The sequence below is a fragment of the Parasynechococcus sp. genome (assembly GCF_042954245.1).
Classification (GTDB): Bacteria; Cyanobacteriota; Cyanobacteriia; order PCC-6307; family Cyanobiaceae; genus Parasynechococcus.
The window spans coordinates 1-9,091 of the sequence record NZ_JBGKDP010000202.1; the positions used below are offsets into that span (position 1 = coordinate 1).

General features: G+C 59.5%; 7 protein-coding genes. All 7 read right to left on the reverse strand.

The features are described from left to right. The coding region (locus ACGVJ8_RS09125) for an amidophosphoribosyltransferase (protein WP_392347418.1) at positions 1-1,045 on the reverse strand (1,045 nt) is incomplete at its 3' end. Between the two features lie 61 nt (positions 1,046-1,106). Beyond that, the gene (gene purL, locus ACGVJ8_RS09130; RefSeq protein ID WP_392347420.1) at positions 1,107-3,413 is read right to left on the reverse strand and encodes a phosphoribosylformylglycinamidine synthase subunit PurL; all 2,307 of its coding nucleotides are present in this window, start codon (positions 3,411-3,413) and stop codon (positions 1,107-1,109) included. Between the two features lie 40 nt (positions 3,414-3,453). Continuing rightward, positions 3,454-4,209 carry an RNA methyltransferase gene (locus ACGVJ8_RS09135; protein ID WP_392347422.1) on the reverse strand — a complete coding sequence of 252 codons (756 nt, stop codon included), beginning with the start codon at positions 4,207-4,209 and terminating at the stop codon, positions 3,454-3,456. Position 4,210: 1 nt separating this feature from the next. After that, positions 4,211-5,356, reverse strand: a complete 1,146-nt coding sequence (dnaN, locus tag ACGVJ8_RS09140; protein ID WP_392347424.1) for a DNA polymerase III subunit beta — start codon at positions 5,354-5,356, stop codon at positions 4,211-4,213. 434 nt (positions 5,357-5,790) lie between these two features. Then, the gene (gene thrC / locus ACGVJ8_RS09145) at positions 5,791-6,849 is read right to left on the reverse strand and encodes a threonine synthase (protein WP_392347431.1); all 1,059 of its coding nucleotides are present in this window, start codon (positions 6,847-6,849) and stop codon (positions 5,791-5,793) included. Between the two features lie 101 nt (positions 6,850-6,950). Next, complete coding sequence (locus ACGVJ8_RS09150) at positions 6,951-7,532, reverse strand: alpha/beta hydrolase (RefSeq protein WP_392347427.1); 582 nt, start codon at positions 7,530-7,532, stop codon at positions 6,951-6,953. A 24-nt stretch (positions 7,533-7,556) separates the two neighbouring features. Beyond that, on the reverse strand, positions 7,557-9,091 hold a 1,535-nt coding region (locus tag ACGVJ8_RS09155), incomplete at its 5' end, for an ABC1 kinase family protein (RefSeq protein ID WP_392347429.1).

Here is a 9,091-nt window from a genome sequence, read left to right on the forward strand (position 1 = left end):
GAACTGATTTCTTGCGTTCAGCTTGACCGGGCATGATGAAGGTTCGACCGACATAGCGGTTTTTGTAAAAGCCTTCGCGATAATCGAGACCCAATTGCTTGGCCACCTGCATCGCCGAAGGCCTTGCTGAATCAGGAATCGGCATCACAATATCGATATCACCAGCCGGCAACGTTTCGGCAATGGTTTGAGCCAGACGATCACCCATCCGTAATCGCGACTCATACACCGAAATGCCGTTCATGACGGAATCCGGCCGCGCCAAATACACGTACTCAAAAGCACAGGGAATCAAGCGAGGAGACTCGGCACACTGACGCTGATGCAAATTCAAATCAAGGTCAATGAACACCGCCTCACCAGGGTCAACATCGCGAACGATCTCGTAACCACTGTTTTCAATCACCAGCGATTCACTGGCGACAATCCACTCCTCACGACCCTGTTCAGACAGCCGCCTGCCGAGAATCAGGGGGCGAATTCCATAGGGATCCCGGAAGGTCAGCATTCCGTGGCCCGCAATCAAAGCGATCGCTGCGTAGGAGCCCTGAACGCGGTGATGGAGTGACGCCACCGCATCAAACAACTGATCCGGTGTCAGATCACGTCCTGTGAGTTGAGATTGAATCTCCGTGGCCAACACATTGACCAACATCTCCGTATCACTGGTGGAATTGGTGTGACGACGATCAATATTGAACAGATCCTGCTCAAGCTGAAGGGTGTTGGTGAGATTGCCGTTGTGAACAAAAGTGATGCCATAGGGGGCATTCACATAGAACGGCTGAACTTCCTCTTCTGACGCAGCAGCACCACGGGTGGCATAACGAACGTGACCGATTCCGGCATTGCCCAACAGCTTTCGCATGTCTCGGGTGCGAAAGGCTTCACATACACGTCCCCTTTGTTTGTGCACATGGAAGGTGTGATTATCCATCGTGACAATCCCTGCCGAGTCCTGACCACGGTGCTGAAGCAGAAGCAGATTGTCGTAGACCTGTTGGTTGACTGAGTCAACACAGAACATTCCGATAATGCCGCACATGATGAATCCGAAGTCAGAGAGATAAGGAAGAGAAACGACCGTCAGGCAACGCCTGACTCAATCACTCCGAATGGATCCGTCGGGGCAACGCATCACGGAAGACAGCAGCACAGCGTTGCACCTCAAGATCGAGCTGAACAGCCGATTCGGATCGGATCACCAATCGAGCCTCCGCGGCAACGCTGCCCAGCTGGGTGACGCAGAGCGCTGGATTGGATCCGATCAACTGCTCCCATGCAGGGAGGCGTGCTGCATTCACCGACACAATCACTCGGCTGCCGCCTTCGGCGAACAAAACCCGCTCCAGGCGCGCTGAGCCTGTGCACAGCGTCACGCTGATGCCCAGATCAGAGGTGATGCAGGATTCAGCCAACGCCACTGCCAAGCCGCCATCACTGCAGTCGTGGGCAGAGGCCAACAGACCTTGAGCAATGGCCTCACGCACCAAACGCCCCACCGCTGCTTCGACGGCAAGATCGGGCTTGGGCGGTCGTCCGGCCAAGGAGCCAAGGATCTGCTGCTGATAGGCACTGCCCGCCAAACCAAGGCTGGGATCGGCACCATCCTCCGGCGGAACACCGATGAGGAAGATCGCATCGCCAGGCTGTTGCCAAGCCAAGCCAGTCACACGGGTGATGTCATCCACACCACCAACCATGCCGATCACCGGCGTGGGGTGGATCGGTTGCATCGTGCCGTCGTCCTGTTTGGTCTCGTTGTAAAGCGAGACATTGCCGCCAGTGACGGGGGTGTTGAGGGCGCAGCAGGCATCAGAGATCCCGCGGCAGGCCATGGCCAGCTGCCAAAACCCCTTGGGTGTTTCCGGTGACGGGAAATTGAGGTTGTCGGTCACCGCCAGGGGCTCCGCCCCAACACAACTCAGGTTGCGTGCCGCTTCGGCAACAGCCGCCTGAGCGCCACGTTCAGGATCCAGGACAACCCAACGGTTGGGGCAGTCCACCGTGGCGGCAACACCACGATTGGATGCAACCATGGATCCATCACCTTGCTGAGGTCTCAGACGCACCACAGCGGCATCAGCTGCCCCGGACGAGACCACCGTGTTGGCCAGCACCTGCTGGTCGTACTGACGGTGAACCCACTGCTTGCTCGCAATGGTGGGGTCATCCAGAAGCTGAAGCAGGGCTGCCGCAGCATCGCTCAGCTCCGGAAGCTCCTGCTCGGTCCAGCTCCAGAGCGCCTGAAGGTCTGCCGGGGGATCCTGCAGTAGGGCATGTTGTTCGATTGGGGTGTCATCGGCAAGTGCCGTGGCCGGCACCTCAGCGGCGACGGCACCGTGATGCAACACCCGCACAATCGGTTCCTGGAGCACCTTGCCCACAACCGCCGCCTGCAAGCCCCAGCGACGGAACCGCTGCATCAATGCGTCCTCCCGGCCGGCCTTCACCACGAACAACATCCGTTCCTGGGATTCCGACAACAGGAACTCGTAGGCCGTCATCCCGGTTTCACGGGCCGGAACACGGTCCAGATCCAGTTCCACCCCCAGGCCCCCTTTGGCAGCCATTTCCGAACAGCTGCAGGTGAGACCAGCGGCGCCCATGTCCTGAGCGGCCACCACATCACCACTGGCGAAGGCCTCAAGACAGGCTTCGATCAGCCCTTTCTCCAGAAACGGATCACCCACTTGAACGGCGGGGCGATCATCCAGGGAATCGGCACTGAGCTCAGCACTGGCAAAGCTGGCTCCCCCCACGCCGTCCCGACCGGTGGTGCTGCCCACGTACACCACAGGATTGCCGACGCCGATCGCGCCAGATTTGACGATCTCCTCAGTCTCCATCAACCCGAGGGCCATGGCATTCACCAGCGGATTACCGGAATAGGAGGGATCAAAAGCCACCTCGCCACCCACCGTCGGCACCCCAACGCAGTTGCCGTAATGGGCAATGCCGGCCACAACGCCTTCCATCAGGCCAACGTTGGCGGGATCCTCAAGAGGGCCAAAGCGCAGAGCGTTCAGCAGCGCGATTGGACGGGCCCCCATCGTGAAGATGTCACGCAGGATGCCGCCCACCCCTGTTGCGGCCCCCTGAAAGGGTTCGACGGCGGAGGGGTGGTTGTGGCTTTCGATCTTGAAGGCCAACCGGTGGCCCCCTCCGAGATTAACCACGCCCGCGTTTTCGCCGGGTCCCACAAGGATGCGTGGTCCCTCAGTGGGGAAGCCACTCAGCAAGGGCCGGGAATTGCGATAGCAGCAGTGTTCGGACCACATCACGCCGAACATGCCCAGTTCGGCTCGATTCGGCTCGCGGCCGAGCCGCCGACAGATCTCATCCCAGTCACTGGGCTTGAGTCCTTCCTGCTTCAGGGCTGCAGCTATGTCGTACGCAGGGGAGGAAACCACGAATCGCGGAGCACCTCCCCCCAGTGTTGCCGACCGCCCGTCAGACCCAGGGGTCTTCGTCCTCGCGGCGGCGACGGGAGGGGGTCTCATCCCAGCTTTCATCGTCCCAGACCTCAGGTCCAGACACATCCTCTGGTTCGTCGTCGTAGTCGGATGTGGAGCGCACGCTTTCCGATCGCAGCTCATCGATGGGCGAGTCATCCAACCAACCCTCCAGGCGATCGCTAGCACGGTCACCCATGGAACGCAACTGATCTCGCCAGTGTTGGGTGCGTTGGAGCAGATCCTGACGAACGCTGGCGCGGGCCATCGGCAGATCGTCCAATCCCATCAGGCCGGTTTGGATCTGACCCGGTTGTTGATCAAGGATGCGATCGGGAGCCAAACACCATCGGGAACTCCCCGGCAGACGCGGGTCGCTGCGGGCGATCAGATAGTGAAGAATCGCGCCATCGGCAGGTCGAAAATCAAGGTCCACAACGCTGCCGATCCGCTCACCGTCGCGGTCCAGCAAGGCTGCATCCATCAGCGTGGGTAAGCGCTCCAGGGTCACCTGATCGGTGACTGCTGGCTCGCCACGCACAAACACCTGTTGATCGCTCAAACCACAACACTGGTTCAAACGCCAGACATCCCGTGACATGCGCAGGGCCGATGGACGGCTAACCCAGCCCAGCAGACGATGCACCGGCGGATGCATCCAAGCCATGACCCCAGGCCCGTGATCCAGACCCAGATCACAACGGACCGTATGACTCAGAAGATCACTGAGAAGCAGCTGATCCGGTAGCGACACATCAGGAACGAATCTGAACGGGCATCACCAGATAGGTGAAGGCTTCGGACGCTTCATCGGAACGGAGCACGGCCGGCGTGGTGGGCGCGTTGCAGTGCAGCACAATCCGATCAGAGCCCATGGCTTTCAGGCCATCCAGCAGATAGCGAACATTGAAGGCAATCTGCATGGCGTCACCCTCCAAGTTCGCGGGAAGCGACTCATAGCCACTGCCCACATCCTGCGCATCGGCACTGATCTGGACAACACCGTCCTCAGACTGACTGCTGAATTTCACAACGTTGTTGTGTTGATCAGCGAGCACAGCAATCCGCTCCAAAGCAGCGATCAGGGCGCGACGGTCCATTCCAAAGGTGCGTGTGAAACCATCGGGGATCAGCTGGCCGTAATTGGGATAGGTACCTTCTAAGGTGCGGCTGGTGACCATTTGGTCGACCGCAAGAAACACCACCTGGCCGCGATCACAAAACAAACTGACCGGTTCATCGGACCGCAAGGACGCCATCAGCCGCTCCACCTCCCGCAGCGAGCGCGATGGGAGCGTCACCGCGAAACCCTCGTCATCCACAGCGTCGGTAACGGCCGCATCATCAACATTGAGCACCGCAAGGCGGTGACCATCGGTGGCAGCCGCTTCCAGAGCCCGCTGGTTAAACTTGAGATGCACGCCGGTGAGCAGTTGCTTCGCTTCATCAGCACTGCTGGCAAACAGGGTGCCTTTGAGCGCCTGCACCAACCGTTCAGGTTGCAGCTTGAGCGTCATGCCGCTCTCCACCATCGGAAGGTCGGGATAGTCATCGGCGCTCATGCCGCGCATCTGATAACTGCCGCTGAGGCTGGTGAGCTGAACCTGCTCACCGGAATCATCAACGGCGAGGGTGACCGGAGAATCGCTGGACAAGCGGGACACAATCTCTCCCAGCAGCCGGGCCGGAAGTGTGATGGCGCCGCTGGTTTCCACGCTGGCGGCGAGAGACGTCTGAATTCCCAGGCTCAGGTCAAAACCAGTGAGGCTGAGGCGGTTGCTGCCGGCATCGGCGGTCAGCAACACATTGGCCAAAACCGGATGGGTGGGGCGTGTGGCGACTGCACGGCTCACCAATTGCAGAGCGCCATTCAGTTCAGACTGTGAACAGACCACCTTCATCGTCTTGAAGACCTGAGCGCGCTGAGGTGTCCCACGGTTTCACAGGCTGAGGGGAAGTGCAATGGCCCACGCATTGGGAGTCTCTGCTCGGCTCTTTAGTTGTTAATGATTTAAAAAATAAAAACAAAAATAATCGCCGTAGGGCTTGGGGAAAAGGGGGAAAGACACTCAAAACCCAGCTTTCATGCAAGTTCTCGATGAGCCAGGGCTGAGGAGAATTTTTCACAGGACGGGGAGTGAGACCTTGTTTTCCACCTCTTCACAGCGGGTGGAAAACTCGCACGACAAGCAGGTCGATTGTTTTGGTTTGTTTTCCACAGCATGTTGGGATGGTTTTAAAGTGTTTTCCGCAGCCGCTTTGTCGGTTGGTTTTGTCTTAATGGCCACAAAAAAGCCCCTGTTGGGGGGCTGAAGCGCGTTGATGGAAGGCGGTGTCAGAAGCCCATCACACTGGCGACGGTACCCAGATCGGGATTGAGGTCGGTGTGGAAGGCGGCGGTGTTGTTGCTGATGGCGCAGTCGGGATCCTTGAGGCCATTGCCGGTCAGAACGCAGACCACCGTGGCGCCGGCTGGCACTTCATCTTTGCGCTTGAGCAGGCCTGCCACAGAGGCAGCGCTGGCGGGTTCGCAGAAGATTCCCTCCTGGCCGCCCAGAAGCTTGTAGGCCGCGATGATTTCCGCATCGGTGACATCCAGGAACGCGCCGTTGCTGGCTTCGCGTGCTGCCAGGGCCTTGGCTCGGTTTACTGGGTTACCAATGCGGATAGCGGTGGCGATGGTTTCGGGGTCCGTCACCGTGGTGTTGTTAACCAGAGGGGCGGATCCGCTGGCCTGGAATCCCATCATTCGGGGCAGGCTGCGGATCCGGCCGGCCTGCTGATATTCCTGAAAACCCATCCAATAGGCGGTGATATTCCCTGCGTTGCCCATGGGAATGCACAGCCAGTCGGGCGCATCTCCGAGGGCATCTACGATTTCGAAGGCCGCCGTCTTCTGCCCCTGCAGCCGGTAGGGATTCACCGAGTTCACGAGGGTGACGGGATACTTCTCTGCCGCTTCCCGAACGATGTCGAGGGCGCGGTCGAAGTTGCCGCGGATCGCCAAGACCTCAGCCCCGTACACCAGAGCCTGAGCTAGTTTTCCCTGGGCGACATAGCCGTCCGGGATCAAGACGAAGGCACGCATCCCACCCCGCCTGGCATAGGCCGCAGCAGCAGCGCTTGTGTTGCCCGTGCTGGCACAAATCACCGCTTCACAACCGGCTTCCTTGGCTTTGCTGATGGCCATGGTCATGCCCCGGTCCTTGAAGGACCCTGTGGGGTTCAGGCCGTCGTATTTCACAAACACCTTCACGCCCTTGCCTATCTGTTCTGCAACCGATGGCACGGGAATTAGAGGGGTAGCGCCTTCACGCAGGCTGATCACCGGGGTCGCATCGCTGACGGGCAGCCAGCTGCGATAGGCCTCGATCAGTCCAGGCCAGTCCTGCATCACAGGGGGAGCAGTGAAACGCCGACGGAGGTTCTGAAACAGGGACACCGGCTGGGATGGGGGGATTGCCGGAATCTAGGCGGCGTCCGATCAGTGCTTGGTCAGGGTTGCGCTTCCTTCAATCCGTCCAAGGGGGAGTCGGAGAAAAACTGCACTAGGCCGGCGATTGATTCCGCTTTTTCGATCACTCCAAACAGAGCCGGAAGATTCACTGCCATTACGGCATTGGGGTAGCCCTTCAAAAAGCTCACTGCCGTGAGGCCATCTTCGCTCTGCAATCCACTGATCAATCCGGCGCGGATCGCCGGAACACTCACCTCAGGTTCCGGTGTGTAGATCGGATGAATGATGCGTGCAACACGACGCAGGATGGCCTCACCGATCCGTGTGTTGATCAGACGGCTTGTGAGCACCAGGGGAAGCTCGAGGCTCTGGTTGAGCCTCTGCGACACCACGTTGGGGTCCTGCTCGGAGAGCTCAAGCAGAGCCTCCAGCAGACCGGTGGCTTCACCGGTTTCGGCCAGGTGTTCAATTTCCTTCACGGGAATGGAGCGGCGGAAGGCATCACTCACCAGCGCGACTTCCGTGGCGGCATGCAGGGGTTGCATGACGCTGCTCCAACTCAGCCCAAGCCCTGCCGCCACAGCCAGCAGGGAAGAACGGGAGAAGGGCTTGAGGAGCATCACGCTGAAGGTGTTGGCCGGAAGTTAGGCCGGAACTCCAGCGGCGACCCGCACCAGGCGGACAACTCCCCGTTCGGCCAGTCCCTGAGCCACTTTGAAGCCCATGCGCCGCGTGTCCGGTTCATTGAGCACCCTTGGCATTCGACGCAGCAGAAGCTCGGGTGTGAATCCCGGCAACGATTGCAATACCTGAATTAACTCCCGCACCGGTTCCAGTTGCATCAGTGGATCGGAGAGCCCGGGAGGTGTCTGGACAATGGCGGAGGGTTGCAGTCGTTTGGGGAGGCGTCGACCCAGGCGTTGCATCGTTGACCAACCCAGGGCATCAAGCCGATCAACCGTGGCGGCCACCAGTTGCTCCCGAAGCAGTCCTGCCTTCGGTGAGAACAGGAAGTCGAGCAGTTGATCGAGCAAGGCCTCCAGATCCAGCTGGGCCTGGCTGGCAGCGCTCGACACCAGATTTTCCAGACGGGTCCAACGGAATGCGTCCCCGTCGAACAGCATCTCCTTGAGGCTCTGACGCAGTTGGGGATCGGGATCCTCCATTAGCCGTCGAGCGAAGTAGGGGTAGGCAGCACCGAGGATCTTGAAGTTTGGATCCACACTCAGGGCGATGCCCTCCAGGGTGACCAGCGACCGAATGATCAGGGCGTAGTAAGGCGGCACCCGGAAGGGGAATTTGTACATCACACCGGACATGTCGTCGGTGACCGCTTTGAAATCCATGTGGTTGACGCCTGCTTCCAAGGCTTGGCTGAAGACCTTCTCAAAGGCGGGAACAATCGGTTCCAGGTTTACGTCTTCCGCCAGGAACCCCAGGGTGACGAAGTCTTTGGAGAGCTTCCCGAAGTTCCGGTTCACCAGATGGACAACCGCCTGAATCAAGCCGGTGCGTGACTCGCGGCTGACTTCGCTCATCATCCCGAAGTCGAGATAACAGAGGCGACCGTCCTCCAAAGCCAGGAGATTGCCGGGGTGGGGATCCGCATGGAAGAAGCCATGCTCCAGCAACTGTTGAAGGCTGCAGTTCACGCCCACTTCCACCATGTCGTCCGGGTCCACACCGAGCTCGCGAATCGCATCCAGGTTGGTGAGCTTGACGCCGTCGATCCACTCCATCGTCAGCACGCGGCGGCTGGTGGCGTTGCGATAGATCGTCGGAACAGCGATGCGAGGGTTGTGTTGATGCAGCTCAGCGAAGGTCTCAGCGTTCGAGGCCTCGTTGAGGTAATCCATCTCTTCGAACACCCGTCGCCCCAGTTCATCGATCAGGGCGACGAGGTCGCTGCGAATCAATCCGATATTGCTGTTTAACCAGGCGGCGATGTTGCGCACGATGTACAGATCCAGGGTGATCTGTTCGCGCAGCCCCGGGCGCTGCACCTTCACCGCCACCCTTGCGCCACCCTTGAGGGTTCCCTTGTGCACCTGACCTAAGGAGGCGGCTGAGATCGGTTCCCGGTCCAGTTGCTCGAAAATGTCATCCACCGGTGCGCCGAGGTCTTCCTCGATACAGGCCATGGCCAGGCCGCTGTCGAAGCCGGGCAGTTGGTCCTGGA